The following is a 24,064-nucleotide window of genomic DNA, read 5'->3' as shown; positions in this document are numbered from 1 at the left end:
GCTGGAGCACCACTTACCACGCACGAGCGCCGAAGGCGCAGGTCAGGGGTAGGCGCCCGCCCGTTTCACCGTGCGCATGATCGGACCGGTCTCGACGTCCGACACGGCGGACAGGGCGCCGACGCGTTCGGTGAGGTACCGGAAGAGGTCGGCCTCGTCGCGGCACACGACCGACGCCGTGAGGTTCGACCGGCCGGTCGTCGCCGCACAGAAGGCGACCTCCGGGTGCGCGGCGATCGCCCGGCCCGTCTCGAGCAGGTGGGCGGGCGGGACGCTCAGCCACATGCGGGTGTGGGCGTGGAAGCCGAGCCGCCGGTCGTCGACATCCAGGTCGAAGAACAGCAGGCCCGCGCCGCGCAGGGCCTCGAGGCGGCGGGCCGCGGTGGACTCCGACCACCCGGTGGCGGCGGCCAGCTCGGCGTAGGGGGCGCGGCCGTCCCGGCTCAGGACGCGCAGCAGCGGGCGGTCCGCCTCGGTCAGCCCGGTGGCGCGCTCCCGGAAGACCGGGGTGAGGGCGGCGACCTCGGCCGCCTCCAGCACCTCGACGGCGGCGAACACGTCCGGCCCGCCGGTGAAGACGTGCAGGATGCTGTGCGCGGTCACGGTCTGGACCTGGGCGGTGCGCTGCAGGCGCTGCAGGATCAGCTCGTCGCGCTCCTCGGCCGACCAGGACTGGACGCTCGCGCTGATCTCGGTGCCGCCGGAGAGCAGCTGGACCCACCGGGTGTCCTCGCGGCGCGCCAGGGCGTGCGCGACCTCGGTGGCGCTGCCCGGCCGACACCGCACCCGGATGATCCACTGTGCGCTCACCGGACGGTCGGGTCCGCGCGCCCCGACCAGCCGCACCGAGTCCGACTCCCGCATCCGGGCCCAGCGCCGCGCGACGGTCCGGTCCGACACCCCCAGCACCTCGCCGACCCGGGCGAACGAGACCCGGCCGTCGATGCTCAGCGCATGCAGGATTCTTCGATCCAGGCCGTCGAACGTGTCGGATTTCTGCACGGTCACCCATCCTAGGCCGCTTTCGGCGGCCACAGCCCGATGCTCGTCGCATGACTTCACGGTGGTGGCCGCTCGTGGCCATCTGTCTCGGATCCTTCATGCTCCTGCTCGACGTCACGATCGTGACGGTCGCGCTGCCGGACATGGCCGCGGACCTGCAGGCCTCCTTCAGCGCGCTGCAGTGGGTGCTGGACGTCTACGCCCTCGTCCTCGCCGCCCTGCTGCTCGGCGCCGGGTCGCTCGCGGACATCGTCGGACGGCGGCGGGCCTACGTCGCAGGCCTCGCCCTGTTCTCCCTCGGGTCGCTGGCCTGCGGGCTCGCCCCGAGCGCGAGCGTCCTGATCACCGCGCGGGGCCTGCAGGGCGTCGGCGGCGCGCTGATGTTCGCCACGACCACGGCCATGCTCAACGCCACCTACCACGGCCGCGACCGGGGCGTCGCGTTCGGCGTGTGGGGCGCGGTCAACGGGGCGGGCTCCGCGCTCGGCCCGCTGGTCGGCGGGCTGCTCACCGAGCACGCGGGCTGGCGGTGGATCTTCCTCGTCAACCTGCCCGTCTCGGTGGTGACCATCGTCCTGACGCTCGCGGTGTGCGCCGAGACCCGCCGCCCGGGCGTCACGGTGGACGTGCCCGGGACCCTGGCGTTCACCGTCTTCGCGGGCGGCCTGACCTACGCGTTGATCCGGGCCGGCTCCCACGGCTGGGCCGCGGCGGCACCGTTCCTCGTGCTCGCGGCCGCGGCGCTCGCGGTGTTCCTGTGGATCGAGCGCCGCGCCGCCCACCCGCTGCTGGACCTGGCGCTGTTCCGCTCGGCCTCCTTCACCGCGACGATCACCGCAGGGCTGCTGCTGATGGCCGCGGCCTTCGCCATGCTCGCTTACACCTCGGTGTGGATGCAGGGCGTCCTGGGCCTGACGCCGATCGCCGCGGGCGTCGCGCTGCTGCCGATGGCGGTGTGCTCCTTCGCCGTCTCGGCGGTCGCGGGGCGGGCGCTGCAGGGCGTCTCGCCGCGCTGGACGGTCGGGACCGGGCTGCTGCTGGTCGGCGTGGGGTCGGGGCTGCAGGCCCTCGTCCGGGAGGACTCGTCGCAGTGGGTGCTGCTGCCCGGGCTCGCGGTCGTCGGGATCGGGGTCGGGCTGGCGATCCCGACCCTCACCGCCGCGGCGATGTCCGCCGCGCCCCCGCAGCTCGGCGGCATGGTGGCCGGCACCCTCAACACCGCCCGCCAGCTCGGGTTCGCCCTGGGGGTGGCGGTGCTCGGGCTGGTGTTCCAGCGCTCGGCGGGAGACGTCGAGTCCCTCGCCGCGGGACACGGCGCGGTGGCGGGGGCCGTCGCGGAGGGGCTGCGGCACGGCTACCTCGTCGCCGGGGCCGCGGGCCTGCTGGGCGGGCTGCTGGTCCTCGCCCTGGTCCGCCCGACGGTCCGGCCGCAGCGGGCCCCGGTCGGGGTCGGCTAGCCGAGGCGCACGGCCTACTCTCGCGCGCATGGGTGTGGGGCGGGAGGAGCGGTCGGCGGGGGCCGCGGAGACCGGGGCCGGGATCGCGAGCTCGCCCTTCCGGGTGGACCGCGACCGGATCGCGGCCTCACCCTTCTTCGCCCGCCTCGCCGGCGTCACGCAGGTGGTCAGCCCCAACGGGTCCGGGCTCCTGCTGCACAACCGGCTCACGCACTCGCTGCAGGTCGCGCAGGTGGCCCGGGCGATCGCCGAGCACGTGGGTGCGGAGTCCTCCGCGCTCGTCGAGAAGCTCGGCGGGTGCGACCCGGACGTCGTGGAGGCCGCCGCGCTCGCCCACGACCTCGGGCACCCGCCGTTCGGCCACCTCGGCGAACAGGTCCTCGACCGGATCGCCCGCGACCGCCTCGGGCTCTCCGACGGCTTCGAGGGCAACGCCCAGTCCTTCCGCATCCTCACCACGATCGACCTGCACGGGCCGGGCCGCACCGGCCTCGGCCTCACCGCGGCCGTGCGCGCCGCCGTGCTGAAGTACCCGTGGACGCGGCTGACCTACCCGGACCCGCACCCGGGCACGGCCGCGCTGCCGCCGCGCGGCGCGGTCGGCAAGTTCTCCGCCTACGACACCGAGCTCGACGAGCTGGTCGCCGCGCGCCGCCCCTTCCCGGTGGGGCCGTGGGAGCAGACCGTCGAGGCGTCGGTGATGGACACCGCGGACGACATCGCCTACGCCATCCACGACGTCGAGGACTTCCACCGGGTCGGCGTCCTGCAGCAGGCCGGGGTGGCGGCCGAGCTGCGCGGGTGGGAGACGCACCCCTCGTCGGGGCCCGGCGCCGCGCTCGAACGGCTGCGGCGGCGGATGGCCGAGCGGGAGGCGTGGATCTACTCCGACGACGCGTTCGCCGCCGCCGTCGCCCGGGTGCGGGACGAGCTGGTCGACGGGCTGCTCGCGCTGCCCTTCGACGGGTCGATGGCCGCCGAGCGCGCCGTCGCCGAGTTTTCCGCGCGCTGGACCGCCCGGCTGGTCGGGGGGATCCGGGTGCTCGCCGATCCCCCGGTCCGCGCCGCCCACGTGGTGCTGGGCGAGGCGCAGTGGCACGAGGTCGCCGTGCTGAAGTTCGTGCACCAGCAGTTCGTGCTTCTCCGCGCGGACCTGGCCTCGCACCAGCGCGGCCAGGCGACGGTCGTCACCGGGCTGGTGGGCGCCCTGCACGACTGGCTCGGCGACACCCACTCCCCCGCCCTGCCGCCCCGGCTGCACGATCTCGTCGAGCTGGCCCGCGAGCAGTACGCGCGGCTCGACGTCCCGGCGGCCGAGGTCCCCCACCTGGCCCGCGGCCGCGCCGTGGTCGACTACGTCGCCTCGCTCACCGACGCGCAGGCCGGTGCCCTCCTCGACGTCCTCACCGGACGCAGCGCGCGGCTGTGGACCGACGCCATGGCGCTGTAGCGCTCACAACGTGAAGGCGCCGCCGACGTAGCGGCGGCCGGCCTCCTCGCGTTCCGGGGAGCCCGCGGTGAGCTGCGCGGCGAAGACCTCGGCGTCGTCCTGCGGGTGGTAGCCGATCGCTGCTCCGCCCGCGAGGGACCAGGTGCGGCGGGTGTTCGCCGAGATCCCCCAGACCGTGCGGAAGCCGGGGTTCTCGCAGGTCAGGGCCGCGTGCACGAGCCGGGCGCAGTCGCCGGGCGAGAGCCAGGTCGCGAGCCCGCGCAGGTCGCGGGGCGCGGGGAAGCAGCTGCCGATCCGCAGGCAGACCACGTCCATCCCGTGCCGGTCGTGGTAGAGCGCGCCGAGCGCCTCGCCGAGGACCTTGCTCACGCCGTAGAAGGTGTCGGGGCGCGGGGCCAGGTCGTCGGGCAGCTCGGGGGCGTTCTCGGTGGGGTTCGGCCAGAAGCCGACCGCGTGGTTGCTGGAGGCGTACACGACCCGCCGCACCCCCGCCCGCCGGGCCGCCTCGAAGACGCCGTAGGTGCCCTCGATGTTGACGTCCCGGATCCGCTCCCACGTGTCCTCACCGGAGATCCCGCCCAGGTGCACCACCGCGTCCACGCCGGTGCACGCCTCCAGCATCGCGTCGGGATCGGTGACGCCGGCGACGATGGACCCGCTCCCGGCCGGTTCCACATCGAGCAGCCGCAGCTCGACACCCGTCAGCCGCTCGCGCAGCATTCCGCCGATCCGTCCGGCCGCACCCGTGATCAGTACTCGTTCCACGCGCCTGATCCTGGCAGGGTGTCGGCATGCTCGTCGCCGGTGTCGACTCCTCCACCCAGTCCTGCAAGGTCGTCGTCCGGGACGCCGAGTCCGGGGAGCTGGTCCGCTCCGGCAAGGCGGCCCACCCCGACGGCACCGAGATCGACCCGCGGCACTGGTGGACGGCGCTGCAGGAGGCGCTCGCCCAGGCGGGCGGGCTGGAGGACGTCGCCGCCGTGAGCGTCGCCGGGCAGCAGCACGGCATGGTGTGCCTGGACGCGGCGGGCGAGGTCGTGCGGCCCGCGCTGCTGTGGAACGACACGCGGTCGGCGGGGGCCGCGGCGGCGCTGGTCGAGGAGCTGGGGGCCCAGGCGTGGGCGGACGCCACCGGCACCGTGCCCGTCGCGTCGATCACGGTGACCAAGCTGCGCTGGCTCGCCGAGCACGAACCGGACCACGCCGCCCGGGTCGCCGCCGTGTGCCTGCCCCACGACTGGCTGACCTGGCGGCTCTCCGGGTCGACGGACCTGGAGGACCTGGTCACCGACCGGTCGGACGCCTCGGGCACCGGGTACTTCGACGCCTCGACCGGCGAGTACCGCCGCGACCTGCTGCGGCGCGGCCTCGGCCGGGACGACGTCGTCCTGCCCCGGGTGCTCGGGCCCGCCGAGTCCGTGGCGGGTCCGGGCTTCCGGCTCGGCGCGGGCGCCGGGGACAACGCCGGGGCCGCGCTGGGCCTCGGCGCGGGAGACGACGTGATCGTCTCGCTCGGGACGTCCGGGGTGGTGTCCGCGCGCGGGGACCGCCAGGGCGCCGACCCGTCCGGCACGATCGCCGGCTTCGCGGACGCGACCGGGGCGTTCCTCCCCCTCGTCGTGACGTTGAACGCCGCCCGCGTGCTCGACGCCGCGGGCAGGCTCCTCGGCGTCGACCACGCCACCCTGTCCGACCTCGCCCTGTCCGCCCCGCCCGGCGCCGACGGCCTCGTCCTGGTCCCGTACCTGGAGGGCGAGCGCACCCCGAACCTGCCCGACGCCACCGGCTCCGTCCACGGCGTGACCCTGGCCAACGGCACCCCCGCGCACCTCGCGCGCGCTGCCGTCGAGGGCATGCTGAGCGGACAGAAGGTGGGCATCGACGCCCTCGCCGCCGTCGGCGTGCGGCCCGCGGCGGTCCGGCTGATCGGCGGCGCCGCCCGCTCCGAGGCCGTCCGGCGCATCGCGCCCACCGTGTTCGGCGTCCCGGTCGTGGTCCCGGAGCCGGGCGAGTACGTCGCGGACGGCGCGGCGCGACAGGCGGCCTGGGTGGCCACCGGCACGCTCCCCACCTGGGAGAGCGGCGGGTCGCGGGTGCACGAGGGCACCCTGACGAAGGGCCTGGAGGAGCGCTACCGCGAGGCCGCCGCACACCCCCTGCCCCGACTCTGACCGGCTCTGATCGGCTCTGATCGCGGGCTGCGGTCCACAGGTGCCGGATCCGGCACCTGTGGACCGCAGATCGCGATCTTGTGGGGTCAGAGCAGGGTGAGGACCGGGTCGTCCCGGTGGATGCGGGTGGTGTCGATCGCCCCCACCGGATCCTCCTCGGCCTGGATCCGCTCCGCGACCTGCACGTACTCCCGGCCGCGGCGGGCCGCGTTCCGCATCCGGACGACGTTCGGGAAGCGGCCGACCGCCTTCATGTCACCCACGCCGGTGAGGAAGATCAGCTGCACGCCGTTGGCGTTGGCGACCTTGCGCTGCAGGTCCAGGAACACCACGTAGTTCGCCTTGCCCAGCGGGTTGTCCAGCGGCAGCGCGCCCAGCCCCGGCACGTCCCGGCCGCGGCTGGTGGCCCGCAGCTTCGCGACCATGCAGAACAGCAGCAGCGAGATGGTGACCTTCTCCCCGCCCGACCACTTGCGCATCCGCTCGACCGACACCCGTTCCAGCGCCAGCGCCGTGGACGGCTTGAGCACCCGGGCCCGCCAGTTCCCGTCGCCGACGACGGCGTTCGTGGCCTGCCAGAGCAGCTCCTGGCCGCGGGGCACCTCGGCGCCGCGGGCGGTCAGCACGTCCACCAGCCGGGCGCAGCGGTCCCGGACGACCGCGTCCGCCGTCTCCACCGCCGATCGCGGCCCGACGTCGAGGAACCGGTGTCCGGCCCACGGACCGAGGTTCTCGGGCAGCTCGGACAGCGACTGGGCCCGCGCCAGCGACCGCAGCGCCTGCCGGACCATCCCGGTCATCGCGGTGACCACGACGGACTTGTGCTCCTCCAGCTCCTCGAGGCGCATGCGCACGTTCTCCGCGAACAGCTCCAGCTCGGCGGCGAGGTCGGCCGCGACGGGCCCGATCTCCCCGGCGACGTCCGGGACCCGGAAGCGGTCCCGGATCGCGGGCTTGACCTGGGCGAACCGCTCCACCGACGCCCACACGACGATCTCCCGGGCGCCCTTCTCCAGGGCCGCGCGGGCACGTCGGACGGCGGCGGCGGTGGCGTCGAGCTGCTCGCGGAGGGCGACGACCGCCTCCCGCGCGTCCGCGACCGTGAGCGGCTCCGCCGGCTCCGGCGCCGCGGGCACGTCCGCCGCGGGCGCCACGCCCAGCAGCTCGCCCTGGTGCGCCAGCCCGGTGACCCGCTCCCGAGCCTCGGCCCGCAGCCCGCCGACGAGCTCCAGCTCGCTGCGGGACCGTTCGGCGGCGGCACGGTGGCCCGCCCGCTCGTCCTCCGCCTCGGCCGCGCCGGCCAGCGCCGCCTCGACGGTGTCCGGCACGGGGTCCGGGAGGTCCCCGCCCTCCGGGTGGCGCACGACCTCCGCCTCCGCGGCCGCCACCGCGCTGCGCCGCTCGCCGACCGCCTCGGTGGCCGCCCGCCCCGCCTCGACGGCCCGGGCGAGCGCGGCCTCGCGGGAGGGTGCGTCCACCGCCTCGGGGGCGCCCAGCAGCTCCTCGGCCGCGGCGCGCACCGCCGAATCCAGGGCCGCGACCTGCGCGGACGGCCCGCCGGGATCGGCGAGCACGCGCCGCGCCTCCGCCAGGGACGCGGCCAGCGCCGAGTCCGACACCTCGCGTCGGTAGGCCTGCTCGGCGGACTCGTGGGCCCGGCGGGCCTCACCGAGATCCGGGACCGGGCCGGCCCCGACCTCCCCGACCTCCCCGAGCCGGTCGCGCTCCGCGCGCAGGTCCGCCAGGGCGCGGCGGGTCGCGCCGCCGGACTCCTCCGCCTCGCGGGCCTCGCGCTGCGCGGTCTCCTCGGTGCGGGCCGCCTCCTCGCCCGCGGCGCGGGCCGCGGCGATCTCGGCGGGCAGCGCGCGGGCCCGCTGTCGCACCGGTTCCGCGGTGCGCAGCCGCTCGGCGAGCCCGGCCAGCACCGCACCGGCGACGGCGGCCGCCCGGCGGACCTCCTCGGCGGCGGACCGGCGCGCGTCGAGGGCCTCCTCGGCGGCGTCCGCCGCGGCGAGGTCCTGTGCGACCCGCTGGTCGTCGGCGGCGACGCGCGACAACCCGGCGGCCGCCTCGGCGATCGACCGGTCCAGCGCGGCCAGGGTCCCCGGCGGGCAGTCGGCCCGGAGGTCCCGCACGCGGCGGCGCAGGTCCGCGTCCCGTTCCCGCTCGGCGGCGAGCTCGGCGTCCGCACCCGCCCGCCCGGCCCGGGCCCGCTCGCGGGCGGTGATCTCCGGGCCGCTCGCGGCGCGGTCGGTCAGCGCGGGCGCCGGGCGCACGACCGCGTGCGCGGCGGCGGCCTCCCCGTCCACCACGGCCTGCAGGGCCGCGGTGGTGCTCACGACGATCATCGAGGTGGGGCGCAGACCGGCGCCGTGCACCGCCTCGAGCGCCGCGCCGCGGTCCGCCGGGTCGTGCACCAGCAGGCCCGCGACCAGCGCGGGCGCCGCCTCGCGGACGGCCTCGTGCCGGGCGGGGGCGACCGAGTCCGCCAGATGGCGCCAGCCCGTGGTCACGGCGATGCCGGCGGCCTCGACGGCCTGCCGCGCCCGGTCGAGGTCCAGGGCCGGGGGCAGCAGCTCGGTGGCGGCCAACGCGTCGAGGGCCCGCTCGTCCTCCGCGCCCTCGACCGCCAGCTCCACGCGCCGCCGCTCGGTGCGCGCGATCGCCGCGGTGAGCAGCTCGTCGAGGTCTCCGGCCTCCGCGACGGGATCGACCGTCCCACCCCCCGCCAACGCGGCCAGCCGCTCCTCGGCGGCCAGCGCCGCGGCGCGTTCGCGCAGCTCGGCCGCGCGGGCGGTGTCCGCGGTGTGCGTCTCGGTCAGCGTGCGCCGTTCGGCGACCAGCGCCTCGGTGGCGGCCCGCAGCTCCTCGCGCCGCTCCCGCAGCGCCGCCCGCTCCTCGACCAGCCGCCCGAGCTCGACGGCCGCCTCCGCGTCCGCCGTCCGGTGCCGGTCCGCGGCGACGGCCACGTCCTCGTCTGCCTCCAGGTGCCCGGCCCGCACGGCGGCGGCGATGCTCTCGTCGACGTCCGCCAGCGTGCGCTGTGCCGCGGCGAGCTCACCGGAGAGCCTGCCCTCCTCCGCCGTGGACCGCCGGACCGCCGCCCGGGCCGCGGTCTCGGCCTCGCGGGCCGCCGCCAGCCGCGCGTCCAGTTCGTCCGCCCGGGCGGTGTGCTCGGCGAGGGCGGCGTCCAGGGCGCGGGCGAGGTCCGCCGCCGCCTGCGCGAGCCGCACGCGCAGCGGCTCGGCCTCCGCGGTCGCCGCCGCCAGCTGCTCCTCCAGCGAGGTCACCCGGTCCCGGGCCGCCCGCAGCCGCAGGAGCTCCCCGACCCCGCGCCACGCGGCCTCGGTCCGGGCGGTGCGCGTCTGCGCCTCCCGGGCCCGTGCCAGCTCCTCCTGCGCCGCGGCCAGCCGGTAGCGCGCCGCGAGCCCGTGCAGCGCGGCCGACCGGCCCTCGGCCAGCGCGGCCCGGTCGCGGTGCTCGGCGGCCTCGCCGCCGATCTCCTCGGCCCGGTCCGCGTGCTCGGCCTCCTCCCGCCGGGCCCGCGAGACGCCGGCCGCGATCGCGCCGGCGAGGGCGGCCGCGCGCTCGGCCAGCGCCCGCTCGGCCTCCTCCGCGCCGGTCAGCGCGTCGCGGCTCTCGGCCAGCGCGCGCACCAGCGGGACGGCCTCGGTGGCGAACGCCTGGTCCGCCAGCAGCTCCGGGCGCTCGGCCAGCCCGGCCCGCACCTTCTCCAGGATCTGCGAGACCTGCCCGGGCACCTCGGGATCGACGATGAGCTCCAGCAGGTACCGCACGAACTGGTCGGCGTTGCGGAACTGGAACTGCCCCTCGATGCCACCCTCGGTGGCGTTCATCTGCAGCAACGCGTTGAAGATCGCCGGGTCCAGGCCGTGCTCGTCGAGCGCCTGCGCCCAGCGGTCCTGCCGGTCGGTCACCACGACGCCCGCCCCGGGCACCGTGTCCCACGCCCGCAGCGCCGCGACGAAGTCCTTCTGCGTGAGCCGCTCGGCCAGCGGCAGCCGGTCGAGCGCCACCCGGTCGTCCACCTCGCGGAACAGGTACCAGCGGGCGCCGAGCCGGTCGTGCTCGCGGTTGGGGTCCGCGGGCTGGGCCCGGTCGGCCCACTCGTAGACCGCGCCCGTCACCAGGCGTCCACCCGGCCCCGACCACTCGACGACGACGTGTCCGGTGTCCGCCCCGAGGACGTAGTCCTCGAGGTGCTTGCCGGTGGCCGCGGTGGCGAGGAAGTCCCGGCGGGCGGGCCGGATCAGCGCGCAGATCAGCGAGAGCACGGTGGACTTCCCGCCGCCGTTGCGCAGCCAGAGGATCGAGTCGACCGGCTTGCGTTCGGCGTCGGTGAAGTCCAGCGTGACGTCGAGGAAGCGGGCCGCCGAGGGCCCCATCCGGTCGATCCGGACCCGGCTGATCTTCCACATCACCGGCGCGCTCACGCGGCGGCTCCCGGGCCACCGCTGCGCAGCGCACGCAGGGCGTCGAGCGCCGCCCCGCCCGCGGAGTCGGCGACGAGCAGCCGGAAGCGGTCGGTGAGCTGGTAGACGTCCGGGCCCAGGGAGGTGGCCTCCCGGGCGGCGCCCTGGTCGACGAGCCAGCCCAGCGCGTCCTCGATCGCCTTGAGTGTGCAGCCGCGCCCGCGCCGCCCGGTCTGCGTGGTGATCAGCTGCGGCATGTCCGCGTACACCTCCGCGGCGGCCCGGGCCCGCTCCTCCGGGGTGCCCTCCCCGCCCTCCTGGGCGCGCAGCGTGTCGATCGCCGAGCGCAGGAACTCGTCCACCTTCACGAGGTCGACGAGCTTGGTCTCCGGGTCGTCGAAGTCCACGTCCTGGGGGTAGGCGTAGGCGGCGATCCCGATCAGGACCAGGCCGAAGACCAGCCGCTCCGCCTGGTCCATCGCCCGGAAGTCGGTCAGCCGGGTGGCGAACGGCCCGCCCGGCTCGGGGGCGAGCACCAGCCCGGACCGCGGCGTGCCCAGCACCTCCAGCCCGAGCCCCTCGGCCATCGTGTCCACCACGTCCCGGAAGCGCAGCTCGCTGCGGTAGCGGTCCAGCAGGGCGCGGTAGTCGCCGCCCTCCACCGGACGCGAACGCCGCTGCAGACCGAAGCCGAGCAGCTCGGCGGCCGCCCGCACCTCGGTCAGGTCCGCCGCGACGGAGCTGCTACCCACCGACCATCACCCGTTCGTCCTCGTCCGTCACCGCACGTTCGGCGGGCAGGGGGCGCAGCACCAGGTCCCGGCCGCGGGCCAGCCGGTGGTCCAGCACCCCGGCCGCTCCGTCCCGGTCGACCGCCTCCAGCCCCGCGGCCAGCTCCACCGAGTCGTCCGGCTCCTCGGAGTCCGCGGCCGGGTCCGGCGCGAACGCCCACAGCGTCGTCAGGATCACCAGCTCGGCGACCTCGTCGTCCGGGCACCGGTCCAGCAGGGCGGACAGCGGGGCGCCCGCCGCGTCCGCGCGCGCCACGGCCAGCACCTCGCCCGCCGCGGCGACGACCTCGGGCGGGTAGCGCTGCACGTCCGGCTCCTCGATCTCGTCGAGGCCCTCGTCCTCGGCGAGCGGCTCCACCGTCTCCCGCTGCCGCGGCGGCGCCCACAGCTGGTCCAGCAGGTCGTCGAACCGGACGAGCCGGGGCACGGTCACCCCGAGCGCCCGGTCGGCGAACGCCGTGCCGACCTCGAGGGCCTGCTCGCGCGGCAGGCCCAGGGTGGGGAGCAGGACGTCCTCGCCGACGGCGAGCATGCGCAGCCTGCGCCGCCGGGCCAGGCGCTGCCGGACCTGGGCGGCGAGGAACACCTCGCGGGCGCCGACCAGGCGCTTCTCCAGGTCGAGATGGACCTGCCGGACCCGCCGCAGCAGGTCGACGATCCGACCGGACGTGGCCCGCACGTCCGCGCCGGTCTCGGTGTCGAGGCCGCCCTGGACGTGCTCCAGGAACCGGTCGTCCTCGGCGATCCGCTCCTCGACGTGCCGGCGCGCCGCGCTCAGCCGGTCCGGCACGTCGACGAGCCAGTCGTGCGACCCGACGTCTCGCCGGGTCGCGTCCAGCAGCTCGGCGAGGGTGGCGGCGATGCCGACCGACGTCCGCTCGGCCTGCGCCGCGGTGCGGGCGGCGGCGTCGAACCGCCGGTCGTCCAGCTGCCGCTGCAGCACGTGGGCCAGCGCGCGGTCGGCGTCCTCGATGTCCACGTCCAGGCCGTGCAGGAACAGCGTGATCGCCTGGTCCGACGCGGTCAGCACCGGCCCGTACTCGGCCTCGCGCAGGGACAGCAGCCGGAAGCTGTAGGGCTCGCGCACCACCTGGTCGCCGGACAGGTCGGCGAACCAGTAGGTGAAGCGGCGGTGCTCGTGCGCCTCGTTCAGCAGGCCCTTGAGCACGACCTGCGCCACGTCCCGGGCCTGGTGGGCGAGCTCGGGGCGCATCCGCAGCGCGAGCCGGGTGAGGTCGTCCGCGACCTCGTCCAGGGTCGCCTCGCGGGCGAACCCCATCGACCCGACGACGAGGTCCACCGCCGCGAGGGCGAGCTGGCGCAGGTCGAACGCCTCGTCGTCGATGCCCGCGTGGGCCGCGTTGCGGACGAGGCGGGAGATCGGGTCGGTCAGGGTGAGCGCACGCCAGCGGGCCCGCGCGGTGGCGTCCGCGGCGGGCGACACCACCGGTGCGCTCGTCATCGGCGACCACCTTAGGAACTTCCGACCACCGCCGACTCGTTGCCCCCGTGAGAGGTCCCGGGAGAGACCGGGAGAGAGAGGAGGAGCCGTGGTCGGATGGCTCGTCGGCACGGTCCTCGTGCTGTTCCAGATCGTGTTGTTCGCCCGGGTGATCGTGGACTGGATCTCGGTGGCGGGCGGCGGTGGCAGCGCGCTCCACCAGGCGCGGCGCATCACCCACGGCATCACCGAGCCGGTGATCGCCCCGGTCCGCCGGGTCGTCCCGACGCTGCGGCTGGGCAACTTCGGCCTGGACCTCGCGTTCATGGTCGTGTTCTTCGGAGTGCTGCTGCTGCGCACCTTCCTGGTCCCGCTGATCCCGTTCTGAGTACCGTGGTGGGGTGAGCAGACGGCGGCGGCCCGCGCCGTTGCCGCAGCGGCACGGGCTCGATCCCGTCCGGCTGCGCACCCCGGACGCCGGCCCGTGGGCCACGCTGCGGGAGCACCTGGTCGAGCGGCTGCCGCGGGTGGCGCCCGAGCGGGTCGCCGAGATGCTCGCCGAGGGCCGGATCGTCGACGAGGACGGACCGCTGGGCGTGGACGCCCCGTTCCGGCCTGCGTCCTTCGTGTGGTTCCACCGCGACCTGCCCGAGGAGGTGCCGGTCCCCTTCGAGATCGGGATCGTGCACCGGGACGAGGACATCCTCGTCGTCGACAAGCCGCACTTCCTCGCCACGATCCCGCGCGGGCGCCACGTCCTGGAGACCGCGCTGGTCCGGCTGCGCCGCGACCTGGACCTGCCGCAGCTCTCCCCCGCGCACCGGCTCGACCGCGTGACGGCCGGGCTGGTCCTGTTCGTCGTGCGGCCCGAGCTGCGCGGGCGCTACCAGACGCTGTTCCGCGACCGGCGGGTCCGCAAGACCTACCGGGCCGTCGCGCCCGTCCGGCCGGAGCTGGAGCTGCCGCGGACGGTCCGCAGCCGGATCGTGAAGGAGCGCGGGGTGATCTGCGCCTACGAGGAGCCCGGCGAGCCGAACGCCGAGACCCTCGTCGAGCTCGTCGAGACGCGCGGGGAGCGCGGGCTCTACCGGTTGCACCCGCACACCGGGCGCACGCACCAGCTGCGGCTGCACCTGGCCGGGCTCGGCATCCCGATCCTGGGGGACGACTTCTACCCCGTGCTCCGCGAGACCCCGCTCGACGACTTCACGAACCCGCTGCAGCTCCTCGCGACGACCCTGGAATTCGACGACCCGCTCACCGGACGGGCCAGGCGGTTCGAGAGTGCGCGATCTCTCGCCGCGTGGCCGGGTCAACGCGTTCCGTGAGGGGTCGAACGGCGCCGTCTCGTCGATTCTGAGGAGGCCCTGCGGCATTCGGCCGAACATCACGGGGCGCCGGCAGCAGCACCGCGCCGCTCGGCGCGTCCGGCACGTCGCGCGGCGTGACCACCTCTCAGTGACACAACGGGCGCGGTGTCCGGATTCGTAGGGTCCATCGCAGCGGATCCCGACGTCACGCCCCCCGCCGTCGGGATCCGCACGAACGCTCCCCCGATGTGACCGAGTCCGAGGACACCCCACGATGACGCTCCCCCGTCGCCTTCCGCGGGTCGCCGCACTCACCGCCGCGGCCGCCCTGACCCTCGCCCTGTCCGCCTGCTCGGCGGGCGGCTTCACCGACGCCCGCGACGCCGCCCCCGTCGGCACCGCGGCGGGCGCCGCGGCCGGCACCACGACCGTCCCCACCGGCGGGCTCGGTACCGGCGTCACCGCCGTCGGGACCGTGGTGACCACCGACGGGTTCACCGTCTACCGCTTCGCGAACGACCGCACCACCCCGTCCGCCTCGACCTGCCTGGGCGAGTGCGCGGCGAAGTGGCCGCCGGTGAAGGGGGACGGCCAGCCCGCCCTGCAGGGCATCCCGACCGGGCTGGTCGGCACGGTCGGCAGGCCCGACGGCACCCAGCAGCTCACCCTGAACGGTTGGCCGCTCTACCGCTACGCGGGCGACACGCGGCCCGGCGAGGCGAAGGGCGAGGGCGTCGGCGGCACGTGGGCCGCGATGGGCGCCAACGGGACCCCCGCCGCCGCAGGCCCCGCCGCCAGCCCGGCGACCGCCCCCGACTCCCAGCCGGCGGGCTTCGGCGCGGCCGCCCACCACGGCACCGGCACCTGAGGTATCCCCGGCTCAGCCCCGTGAGCGGCGATGGTCGCCAGAGCGACCATCGCCGCTCACGAGGGGGCCGGAGCCGGATCAGCGCAGCCGGACCGGCATGCTCGTGACGCCGTGGATCAGGGTGCTCTCGCGCCAGGTCAGGGAGCGCGGATCGGCGGCGAGGGTCATCGCCGGGAACCGGGACAGCAGCGTGCGGAAGGCGATCTCGCCCTCGAGGCGGGCCAGCGGCGCACCCAGGCAGTGGTGGATCCCGTAGCCGAAGGCCAGGTGCCCCCGGGCGTCGCGGGTGACGTCGAGTTCGGTGGGTCGCTCGTAGCGCTCGGGGTCCCGGTTCGCCCCGATCAGCGAGACGAGCACGACCTCCCCCGCCGGGACCGTCGTCCCGCCGATCTCGACGTCCTGGGTGCTGAAGCGCAGGGTCGCGAGGTTGACCGGTCCGTCGTAGCGCAGGAACTCCTCGACGGCGTTCGGGACGAGCGCGGGGTCCGCCCGCAGCAGGGCCGCCTGGTCCGGGTGCTGCAGCAGCGCCCGCATGCCGTTCGCGATGAGGTTGACCGTGGTCTCGTGCCCGGCGACCAGCAGCAGGAACGCCATCGAGATGACCTCGGTGTGAGACAGCGAGTCCCCGTCCTCCGCGGCCCGGACGATCGCGGAGAGCATGTCGTCCCCGGGGTGTGCGGCCTTGTCCGCCACGAGCTGCGACAGGAACTGCGCCATCGCCCCCGCGGCCGCCGTGCGGGTCTCGGGCTCACCGGCCGAGAGCAGGGTGTTCGACCACCCGCGGAAGTCCTCCCGATGCTCCGGGGGCACACCCAGCAGCTCGCTGATCACGGTCATCGGGAGCGGGAAGGCGAAGGCGTCGAGCAGGTCCGCCTCGTCGCCGGTCATCGCGTCCGCCAGCTCCTCGGCGAGCGCGGTGATCCGCGGGCGCATCGCGGCGATGGCCCGCACGGTGAACGCGCGGCTCACCAGCTTGCGCAGCCGGGTGTGGTCGGGCGGGTCGGTGTTGAGCATGTGCCCGACGAGCGAGTCGGCGAACCGGGCCCGGTTCTCGATCCCCTGCTTCTCCAGCACGGTGGCGAACCCGGAGCCGGACTTGGCGAGCCGGGCGTCGTTCAGCGCGGGCCGGGCGTCGGCGTAGCGGGTGACCAGCCAGACCGTCAGCCCCATCGTCGTGACCACCCGGGACACCGGTGCCTCCGTCCGCAGGACCCGGTAGAGGGCGTCGGGGTCGGCGAAGAACGCGTCGTCGAGGGGGCGCGGATCCGTGGTGGTCGTCACGCCGACCGACGGTAGTACCGCCGCGCAACGGCTTGCTGAGCGTTCGCTGAACGCTACGCTCCACTCATGAACGAACGATCGGTGCGGATCGGGAACTTCAGCGGCTACCTCGGGGACCGGTTCACCGCCGTCGACGAGGTGCTCGCGGGCGATCCGGTCGACGTGCTGATGGGCGACTACCTGGCCGAGGTCACGCTCGCCGCGCTGGCCGCGGATCGGCGCGGCTATGTCGCCTACTTCCGCAAGCAGCTCCGCCCCCACCTCGCGACGCTCGCCGAGCGCGGGATCAAGGTCGTCACGAACGCGGGCGGGTTCGATCCCGCCGGGCTCGCCGCCGCCCTGCGCGCGGACCTCGCCGAGGCGGGCGTGTCGCTCACGGTCGCCCACGTGGAAGGGGACGCCGTGCTCGACCGCCTGCCCGAGTTCCACCGGGACGGGTACGCCCTGGAGAACCTCGACTCCGGCGCCCCGCTCAAGGACTGGGGGTTCGAGCCGATCGCCGCCAACGCCTACCTCGGCGGGTTCGGCATCGCCGAGGCGCTGCGGGCGGGCGCGGACATCGTCGTCACGGGGCGGGTGACCGACGCGTCGCTGACCGCGGGGCCCGCGGCCTGGTGGCACGGCTGGACCCCCGACGACCACGGCCCGCTCGCGGGCGCGATCACGGCCGGGCACATCATCGAGTGCGGTGCCCACGCGACCGGCGGGAACTTCTCCGGCTTCCGGACCGTGCCGGGCATGGACCGCTGCGGCTTCCCGATCGCGGAGGTCGCCGCGGACGGCTCGTCGGTGATCACCAAGCACGCGCGCGACGGCGGCACGGTCACCGTCGACACGGTGACCGCCCAGCTCGTCTACGAGATCCAGGGCCCCCGCTACCTCAACCCGGACGCGACGGTGCACCTGGACACCGTCCGGCTCAGCCGGGTCGGGCCGGACCGGGTGGCGATCGGCCCGGTCGTCGGGTCGCCGCCGCCGCCCACGCACAAGGTCGCGGTGTTCGCGCAGCTCGGCTGGCAGATCTCGACCATGCTGTTCTGCACCTCGCCGGACGTCGAGGAGAAGGTCGCGCTGCTGCGCCGCCAGCTCCGCCTGCAGCTCGACGGGCACGTGGACCAGCTCGACGTCACCCCGCTCGGCACGGCCGCGGAGGACCCGCGGTCCCAGTGGGAGGCGACCGTGCCGATCCGGGTCATGGCCACCGCGTCGGCCGCCGAGGCGCTGGCGGCCTTCCCCGCCGCCGTCGGGAGCCTCTACCTGCAGGGCTACCCCGGCTTCCACCACGACGGCGGCGCGCAGCCGGTCCGGGCGCCCTGGCCGCGGATCGGCTACTGGCCCGCCCTGTTGCCGGTCGAGCACGTCCCGCACACCGCCGTGCTGGCCGACGGGCGGCGGATCGAGGCGCCGCTGTCCCGCACGTTCGCGAGCCCGGAGCAGCTCGCGCAGGGCCGCTCCCCCGAACCGCCGCCGGTCCGGGGCGACGGGGAGCCCGGTCGGCCCGGTCGGCGCGGGCGGCGCGGTCGGCGCGGGCGGCGCGGTCGGCGCGGTCGGCTCGGCACGGTGGCCCACGCCCGCGCGGGCGACAAGGGCGGCAACTCCAACGTCGGGGTCTGGGTGCCCGACCCCGCGCACTGGGACTGGTTGTGCAGCACGCTGAGCACCGAGAACCTGCGGGCGCTGCTGCCGGAGGCCGAGGACTGCGACATCGTGCGGCACGAGTTCCCGCACCTGCGCGCGGTGCACGTGGTGCTGCGCGGGCTGCTCGGGACGGGCGGCTCGTCGAACCTGCGGGTGGACCAGATCGGCAAGTCCGTGGGCGAGTACCTCCGCGCGAAGCACGTGATGCTGCCGTGACCGGCCCCGATCTCACCCCCGATCTGCCCGCCGAGCTCGACCGGCTGCTGGGCGGGCTGGGGCTGGCCGCGGCCGACGCGGGCGGCACGGTCGCCTTCACCGGGGCCGACCCGGTCGTCCCGAGCGCGCTGCGGCTGGCCGGGGCCGCGGCGCTCGCCCTCGCGGCGAAGTCGGTCGCGGTCGCCGCGCTGCACCGGGACCGCACCGGCGTGGGCCAGGACGTCGCCGTGGACCTGCGGACCGCCCCGCACCGGCTGTGTCCCTTCTACGACCGCAGGTGGGAGCTCCTGCACGGGCTGCCGATCGCCTCGCCGGTCAACGCCTCGCCCGCCTTCGGCTTCCGCTTCTACCGCACCGCCGACGACCGCTGGGTCATGCCGCTCAACGGCTATCCCGCGCTCAAGGTCGCCGCCCAGCGCCTGCTCGACTGCGCGGACACCCCGGAGGCGGTGGCGCGGGCGGTCGGCCGGTGGTCGGGCGCCGACCTGGAGGCGGCCGGGGCCGCGGCGGGGGTGGTGATGCCGCTGGTCCGCACGCCCGAGGAGTTCCGCGCGACCGAGCAGGCCGCCGTCCTCGAGGCCACCCCGCTCGTCACGCTCGAGCGGATCGGTGACAGCGCACCCGAGCCGCTGCCCGCCGCGCAGGCCCCGCTGGGCGGGGTGCGGGCGCTCGGGATGGGGCACGTGATCGCGGGCGCCGGGACCGGGCGGAGCCTGGCGCTGCACGGCGCGGACGTGCTGAACCTGTGGCGGCCCACCGAGTTCGAGCACGACACGACCTACCTGTCGGCGAACGTCGGCGTGCGGTCGGCCACGGTCCGGCCCACCGACCCGGTGGTGCGGGAGCTCCTGGCGGGCGCGGACGTCTTCTACGCCAACCGCAGGCCCGGCTACCTGGCGTCGATCGGGCTGTCCGCCGAGGAGGCCGCCGCGGTGCGCCCCGGGATCGTGCACGCCACGAACTCGCTCCACGGTGAGCACGGCCCGTGGCGGGACCGGGTCGGGTTCGACCAGACCGCGGGCGCGGTCACCGGGATGGCGCACCTCGAGGGCGGGGGCGCCGAGCCGAGGCTCTCCCCCATCCTCGTGGTCAACGACTACATCGTCTCCTGGCTGACCGCCGCGGGGATCGTCGCGGCGCTGCGCCGCCGGGCCGCGGAGGGCGGCAGCTGGCGGGTGCACGTGTCGCTGACCAGGGTCGCGATGTGGATCCTGGACCTCGGCGTGCTCGACCTCGCGCACGCCGCCCGGGTCGCGGGATCGGACGACGAGCACGCCTACCTCGACCCGGAGACCTTCACCGCCGACACCCCGCTGGGCCGCTACCAGGGCGTGACCGACCAGGTGCGGATGTCGGTGACGCCGGGCTCCTACGACCCGGTCCTGGTGCCGCGCGGCAGCGGCGCACCCGTCTGGCGCACCGAATCCCCAGCTCAGACCCCGTGAGTGGCGATAGTCGCCAGAGCGACTCCGCTCACCCGCCCCGCCGCCTCCGGCGGCTGCCGACCCCCGGCCGCCACTCGCGGGGTCAGGAGCGGCGGTCGTCCTCCCAGAGGCCCTCGCCCGTCCACGGGTCGCGGTCCTCCTCGTAGCGCTCCAGGACGGGGCCGGGGACCGGGCCCTGCGCGGGCTCGGCGGTGCCGTCCTGGAACGAGCGCTCCTCGGCCTCGTCCGGGTCCGCGGCGCGGTGCCTGCCCGCCTCGAGGCCGCGCTGGTAGGTCGACAGCCTGCGGCGCACCTTCTCCGGCTCGCGCTCGGCCGCGGCGGCCGTCTCGGCGCGCCTGCCGCGCAGCGGCGGGGTGACCATCTGCTTGCCGGGGCGCCGCTGGGGCAGCCCGCTCCCGGTCACCGGCGGGGCCGACTCGGCCTCGGCGGCGGCCGCGCGTTCGGCGGCGGCCCGCCACTCGTCGTCCCGGGTGCCGGACCAGCTCGACGGCGAGCCGTTGCGCGGGGCCGACGCGGACCCGCCGGTCAGCCAGCTGTCCGCCAGCCCGAACGAGCCGCCGTTGCGGTGCCCGTTGGACGCGCCGTTGTGGGTGCCGTTCGTGCCGTTCGTGCCGTTGAGCGGGGCCGGGTCGTCGTCGGTGCGGAACCACGCCGACGCGACGGCGGCGAAGATCGGCGTGCCCGCAAGGTCGTCCCCGGCGCGGGCCAGTGAGGCGTCGAAGGCGCCGAACAGCTCGTCCACCGTGGCCGGGGCGGGCGCCGCGCCCTCGCGGACGGGCTCCCACGTGATCTCGGGCGGGGTGCTGCGGGGCGCCGGGACCGGCTCGGCCGGGACCTGCGGCGGGTGCACGCCGGGGGCGGGCTCGACGAGGGCCCGCGGGAACCGCACCAGCGCCACCGTGCCGAAGCCGGGCGTGGTGGGACCGCCGAGCGGGGCCTGCAGCTCCACCCGCGCCCCGAGCCGCCGGGAGAGCCGCGCGGCGAGGTGCAGGCCGAGCCGCTCCGGCGGGATCGCGCCGGACACGCCGCCCGCGATCTCGTTCTCCAGCGCCGCGGCCCGCTGCCACGGCAGCTCGACGCCCTCGGCCTGCAGCTCGATCGTGACGCCGCCGTCCCCCGCCCACCGGCCGACCAGCTCGATCCGCGCGCTGCGCGGCGTGCTGCGCTCGGCGTGGGCCAGCAGCTCGGCGAGGACCTGTCCGGCGCCGACCGCCACCCCGGCGGGCAGGGCCGCGGACGGTGCGGGGGGCACCGAGACCCGGCGCGGGTCCTCCGCGCCCGCGGCGACGTCCGCGAGGATCCGGCCGAACCCGGTCGGCACGGGCCCGCGGCGCTCCGGGACACCGCCGACCAGGGTCAGCACGCTCTCGCCGTCTCGCAGCAGCCGGCGCGCGCCCGCGGCGATCTCCGCGCCCGCGCCGCCCTCCGCACCGCCGGCGAGCCGCTCGGCGACGGCGAGCTGCCGCTCGGCGTGACCACAGATCCTGCGGGCCAGACCGGCGAGCAGGGCGTCCGCCCCGCCGGCCACCGAGTCGACCGAGTCGACCGCACCGGTCGCGCCGCCACCCGGCTCGTCGAGCCAGGAGGTGGACGAGAGGTCTCGCTCCACACTGTCCTCCGCGTTCGCCGGCCCCGAACCCGCCGGAACGCCGCACGGACCCCGCTCGGTCACTCGCACCCGGAGCGGGCGACGAGCGCGGGGGCCGCCGGGGGAGCTGCGCGCCCCGGCATCTCTTGGTGCTCGGGACACTACCGGGGAGATCCGCGCCGAGCGGCTCGTCGGACGGGCGTGCGATGACCGGTCGCCTACGGGTGGACCGGCGGTGAACGGCAAGTCGACACGCCGGGGAGCTCGGGATGATCTCGGGATGATTCCGCAGGGCGCACGATCCGACACGGAACGGCGCAGGGGGCTGGACGACAGGCGCTCCGACCGCGACGCTGCGGCGGTGCGCCCGGTCACAGAACTTAGGTGACAGCCGGACGGGCGTCCAGAGGCTCGGCTACTCGAACCGGCTCGGGTCGCCCGCGCCGCGGCGCACGATCTCCGGTTCCGGGCCGGACAGGTCGACGACGGTCGTGGGCTCGGTGCCGCACTCCCCCGAGTCGACGACGGCGTCCAGAGCGGCGTCCAGGGTCTCCTTGATCTCCCAGCCCTGGGTGGGCGGCTCCGCGGCGTCGGGGAGCAGCAGGGTGGAGGACAGCAGCGGCTCGCCCAGCTCGTCGAGCAGCGCCTGGACCACGCGGTGGTCCGGGATCCGCACGCCGACGGTCTTCTTCTTGGGGTGCAGCAGCCTGCGCGGCACCTCCTTGGTGGCCGGGAGGATGAACGTGTACTGCCCCGGGGTGGCGGCCTTGACCGCGCGGAACACCGCGTTGGAGACCTGCACGAACTGCCCCAGCTGCGCGAAGTCCCGGCAGACCAGGGTGAAGTGGTGCTTGTCGTCCAGCTTGCGGATCTGCCGGATGCGGGCCAGCCCCTCGGCGTTGCCGAGGGCGCAGCCCAGCGCGTAGCAGGAGTCGGTGGGGTAGGCGATCAGCCCGCCCTCCCGGACGAGGGCGATCACCTGTCCGATCGCGCGGCGCTGCGGGTTCTCGGGGTGGACGTCGACGTACCGAGCCATCGTCGGAGGGTAGCGGTAGCGTGATCGCCATGACGCCCGCCGAGCTGCTGATCGACTGTTTCGGCCGGATCGCGGAGGGGGTGCCGGCCGTGGTGGACGGCCTCACCGAGGACCGGCTGGCCCTGCGGGTCGACGGGGAGGCGAACTCCATCGCCTGGCTCGTCTGGCACCTCACCCGGGTGCAGGACGACCACGTGGCGGACGCGTTCGGCACCGAGCAGGTCTGGCTGGCCGACGGCTGGCAGGAGCGCTTCGGGCTCCCCCTCGACCCCACCGACACCGGCTACGGCCACGGCCCCGACCAGGTCGCGGCCGTGCGGGCGGACGAGACCCGGCTGGCCGGCTACCACGCCGCCGTGTTCGCGCGGACCGGGGAGCTGCTCGCCGACGTCACGCCCGAGCAGCTGGACGAGGTGATCGACGATCGCTGGGACCCCCCGGTGACCCGCGGCGTCCGCCTGGTCTCGGTGTTCGACGACGACGCGAAGCATCTCGGCCAGGCCGAGTTCGTCCGCGGTCTCCTCCCGGGCTGAGGCCGTGGACCTGCAGCTGACGGGCAGACGCGCCGTCGTGACCGGGGGCAGCCGAGGCATCGGCCTCGCCGCGGCCGACACGCTGGCCGCCGAGGGGTGCGACGTCGCCCTGGTCTCCCGCACCCCGTCGGACGAGGCGGTGCGCCGGGTCGCCCGGCACGGCACCCGGATGCTGCCGATCGCCGCCGACACCACGGACGACGCGGCCGTGCAGGCCATGGTCGCGCAGGTCGTGGCCGAGCTGGGCGGGGTGGACGTGCTGGTCAACGCCGCCGCCCAGCCCGCGGGCGCGGGCCCGCAGCCCGCGGCCGCGGAGACCACGGACGCGCTCCTGCGCGAGCAGTTCGAGACCAAGGTGCTCGGCTACCTGCGCTGCGCCCGGGCGGTCGCCCCGCACATGACGGCGCAGGGCTTCGGCCGGATCGTCAACGTCAGTGGGCTGAACGCCCGCGCCTCGACGTCGCTGGTCGGGTCGGTGCGGAACGTGTCGGTCGCCGCGCTGACCGCCGCGCTGGCCGAGGACCTGGGCCCGCGCGGGGTCACGGTCACCGTGGTCCACCCGGGCCTCACGGTCACCGAACGCACGCCCGGCATGATCGCGGCCAAGGCCGCGGCGGACGGCACCTCGCAGGAGGAGGCCGAACGCGCCCTGGGCCGGTCCACCCGGCTGGGCAGGCTGGTCACCGCCGAGGAGGTGGCGGACGTGATCGCGTTCCTGTGCTCGCCGCGCAGCGTGGCGATCAACGGGGACGCCGTGGCCGTGGGCGGCGGCCAGCCGGGCGTCACCTACTACTGACGAGTGGCACACGTCTCGTAGATCACCCGTCCGCGCCGACACGTTCTGCGCGCGCGGCGCGATGACCAGGCATGGACGCGATGAAGGACCTCCCGATGCCTGCGGGCCCGGTCGACTCCGCGGCCGTGCTCGCCGACGACGCCCTGCTCGACGCGGTGCGCACCGGCGCCCGCGGGATCGACGACCCGGACCCCCTGGTCCGGCTGCTCGCCGCCTGGCGCTGCGCCCGCAGGCGGCCCCGCACCCGGGGCCGCCGGTTCGGGCTGGGCTGTCGCTAGAACCGACCTAGGAGACTGCTGAATTAGGGCGGTCTCCGGGCGGGGTAGCTGCGAGGGCAGCCTGTTTCGGACGGGGTTGTGAGGTGTGCGTGGTGTGGCCTGGGCGGCCGGAGGCCGCTCAGGCCAGGACCCAGCTCCCGGTGGGCGGCCGGTGCAGGCCCAGGGCGAGGAGTCGGCGCAGGTTCAGTCCGGCGGCGCGGTGGGACAGCCAGAGATCGTTGGCGCGGACGCCGCGGAAGCGCAGCCGCCGGTTGCCGCGGGTCAGCCAGGCGATGGAGCGTTCGACCATCGGCCGGTGCCGGCGGTAGACGGTGGTGAACTCGGGATCTC

Annotated in this window: 20 protein-coding genes; 11 read left to right on the top strand and 9 right to left on the bottom strand. The window is 76.0% G+C overall.

Going from position 1 to position 24,064, the window contains the following annotated elements:
- Positions 1 to 42 precede the first annotated feature (42 nt).
- Positions 43 to 1,002, bottom strand: a complete 960-nt coding sequence (locus BLS43_RS23020) for an Lrp/AsnC family transcriptional regulator (RefSeq protein WP_093088894.1) — start codon at positions 1,000 to 1,002, stop codon at positions 43 to 45.
- A 74-nt stretch (positions 1,003 to 1,076) separates the two neighbouring features.
- Between BLS43_RS23020 and BLS43_RS23015 the strand changes: the two genes are divergently transcribed.
- Entirely contained in the window at positions 1,077 to 2,459 is a 1,383-nt protein-coding gene (locus tag BLS43_RS23015; RefSeq protein WP_218129963.1) for an MFS transporter, read from the top strand.
- Between the two features lie 28 nt (positions 2,460 to 2,487).
- Positions 2,488 to 3,909, top strand: coding sequence for a deoxyguanosinetriphosphate triphosphohydrolase family protein (locus BLS43_RS23010; protein WP_093088707.1), 1,422 nt, complete (start codon positions 2,488 to 2,490; stop codon positions 3,907 to 3,909).
- Positions 3,910 to 3,912: 3 nt separating this feature from the next.
- Here the strand turns inward: BLS43_RS23010 and BLS43_RS23005 are convergent, their stop codons facing one another.
- Positions 3,913 to 4,674 carry an NAD-dependent epimerase/dehydratase family protein gene (locus tag BLS43_RS23005; RefSeq protein WP_093088706.1) on the bottom strand — a complete coding sequence of 254 codons (762 nt, stop codon included), beginning with the start codon at positions 4,672 to 4,674 and terminating at the stop codon, positions 3,913 to 3,915.
- Positions 4,675 to 4,700: 26 nt separating this feature from the next.
- Here BLS43_RS23005 and xylB point away from each other — a divergent pair, with 26 nt between their 5' ends.
- Positions 4,701 to 6,080: a xylulokinase gene (xylB, locus tag BLS43_RS23000; protein ID WP_093088705.1), complete on the top strand. Its 1,380-nt coding sequence runs from the start codon at positions 4,701 to 4,703 to the stop codon at positions 6,078 to 6,080.
- An 86-nt stretch (positions 6,081 to 6,166) separates the two neighbouring features.
- Here the strand turns inward: xylB and BLS43_RS22995 are convergent, their stop codons facing one another.
- The 3 genes from BLS43_RS22995 to BLS43_RS22985 are packed head-to-tail and all read right to left on the bottom strand — an operon-like array spanning position 6,167 to position 12,766.
- Positions 6,167 to 10,534 (bottom strand): coiled-coil domain-containing protein, encoded by a 4,368-nt coding sequence (locus tag BLS43_RS22995; RefSeq protein WP_093088704.1) that lies wholly within the window; start codon positions 10,532 to 10,534, stop codon positions 6,167 to 6,169.
- Positions 10,531 to 11,265, bottom strand: coding sequence for a hypothetical protein (locus BLS43_RS22990; protein WP_093088703.1), 735 nt, complete (start codon positions 11,263 to 11,265; stop codon positions 10,531 to 10,533). Before BLS43_RS22990 ends, BLS43_RS22995 begins: the two co-directional genes overlap by 4 nt.
- Positions 11,258 to 12,766, bottom strand: coding sequence for a hypothetical protein (locus tag BLS43_RS22985; RefSeq protein ID WP_143030179.1), 1,509 nt, complete (start codon positions 12,764 to 12,766; stop codon positions 11,258 to 11,260). Before BLS43_RS22985 ends, BLS43_RS22990 begins: the two co-directional genes overlap by 8 nt.
- Before the next feature lie 88 nt (positions 12,767 to 12,854).
- On the opposite strand from BLS43_RS22985, the gene BLS43_RS31305 reads away from it, so the two are divergent.
- The 3 genes from BLS43_RS31305 (at position 12,855) to BLS43_RS22970 (ending at position 14,923) form a co-directional block, all read left to right on the top strand.
- Complete coding sequence (locus BLS43_RS31305; protein ID WP_245707719.1) at positions 12,855 to 13,133, top strand: YggT family protein; 279 nt, start codon at positions 12,855 to 12,857, stop codon at positions 13,131 to 13,133.
- A gap of 13 nt (positions 13,134 to 13,146) precedes the next feature.
- Positions 13,147 to 14,073, top strand: coding sequence for an RluA family pseudouridine synthase (locus BLS43_RS22975; protein WP_093088700.1), 927 nt, complete (start codon positions 13,147 to 13,149; stop codon positions 14,071 to 14,073).
- A gap of 256 nt (positions 14,074 to 14,329) precedes the next feature.
- Positions 14,330 to 14,923, top strand: a complete 594-nt coding sequence (locus BLS43_RS22970) for a COG4315 family predicted lipoprotein (protein WP_093088699.1) — start codon at positions 14,330 to 14,332, stop codon at positions 14,921 to 14,923.
- 78 nt (positions 14,924 to 15,001) lie between these two features.
- On the opposite strand, the gene BLS43_RS22965 is transcribed toward BLS43_RS22970, so the two are convergent.
- Complete coding sequence (locus tag BLS43_RS22965; protein WP_176921491.1) at positions 15,002 to 16,204, bottom strand: cytochrome P450 family protein; 1,203 nt, start codon at positions 16,202 to 16,204, stop codon at positions 15,002 to 15,004.
- 66 nt (positions 16,205 to 16,270) lie between these two features.
- On the opposite strand from BLS43_RS22965, the gene BLS43_RS22960 reads away from it, so the two are divergent.
- Positions 16,271 to 18,058, top strand: a complete 1,788-nt coding sequence (locus BLS43_RS22960) for an acyclic terpene utilization AtuA family protein (protein WP_093088698.1) — start codon at positions 16,271 to 16,273, stop codon at positions 18,056 to 18,058.
- Positions 18,055 to 19,503: a CoA transferase gene (locus BLS43_RS22955; RefSeq protein WP_093088697.1), complete on the top strand. Its 1,449-nt coding sequence runs from the start codon at positions 18,055 to 18,057 to the stop codon at positions 19,501 to 19,503. Before BLS43_RS22960 ends, BLS43_RS22955 begins: the two co-directional genes overlap by 4 nt.
- Before the next feature lie 82 nt (positions 19,504 to 19,585).
- Here BLS43_RS22955 and BLS43_RS22950 read toward each other — a convergent pair whose 3' ends face one another.
- Together BLS43_RS22950 and BLS43_RS22945 are read right to left on the bottom strand one after the other, a co-directional pair.
- The gene (locus BLS43_RS22950) at positions 19,586 to 21,112 is read right to left on the bottom strand and encodes an ATP-binding protein (RefSeq protein WP_093088696.1); all 1,527 of its coding nucleotides are present in this window, start codon (positions 21,110 to 21,112) and stop codon (positions 19,586 to 19,588) included.
- Positions 21,113 to 21,506: 394 nt separating this feature from the next.
- Positions 21,507 to 22,127, bottom strand: a complete 621-nt coding sequence (locus BLS43_RS22945; RefSeq protein ID WP_093088695.1) for an L-threonylcarbamoyladenylate synthase — start codon at positions 22,125 to 22,127, stop codon at positions 21,507 to 21,509.
- A gap of 29 nt (positions 22,128 to 22,156) precedes the next feature.
- On the opposite strand from BLS43_RS22945, the gene BLS43_RS22940 reads away from it, so the two are divergent.
- From BLS43_RS22940 to BLS43_RS22930, 3 genes are all read left to right on the top strand, one after another.
- Positions 22,157 to 22,660, top strand: coding sequence for a mycothiol transferase (locus BLS43_RS22940; protein ID WP_093088892.1), 504 nt, complete (start codon positions 22,157 to 22,159; stop codon positions 22,658 to 22,660).
- 4 nt (positions 22,661 to 22,664) lie between these two features.
- Complete coding sequence (locus BLS43_RS22935; protein ID WP_093088694.1) at positions 22,665 to 23,456, top strand: SDR family NAD(P)-dependent oxidoreductase; 792 nt, start codon at positions 22,665 to 22,667, stop codon at positions 23,454 to 23,456.
- A 71-nt stretch (positions 23,457 to 23,527) separates the two neighbouring features.
- Positions 23,528 to 23,734, top strand: a complete 207-nt coding sequence (locus BLS43_RS22930) for a hypothetical protein (RefSeq protein ID WP_093088693.1) — start codon at positions 23,528 to 23,530, stop codon at positions 23,732 to 23,734.
- 118 nt (positions 23,735 to 23,852) lie between these two features.
- On the opposite strand, the gene BLS43_RS22925 is transcribed toward BLS43_RS22930, so the two are convergent.
- The coding region (locus BLS43_RS22925; protein ID WP_176921490.1) for a transposase at positions 23,853 to 24,064 on the bottom strand (212 nt) is incomplete at its 5' end.

It is taken from the genome of Pseudonocardia oroxyli (assembly GCF_900102195.1).
GTDB lineage: Bacteria > Actinomycetota > Actinomycetes > Mycobacteriales > Pseudonocardiaceae > Pseudonocardia > Pseudonocardia oroxyli.
This window is presented reverse-complemented; position numbering and strand designations above follow the sequence as displayed.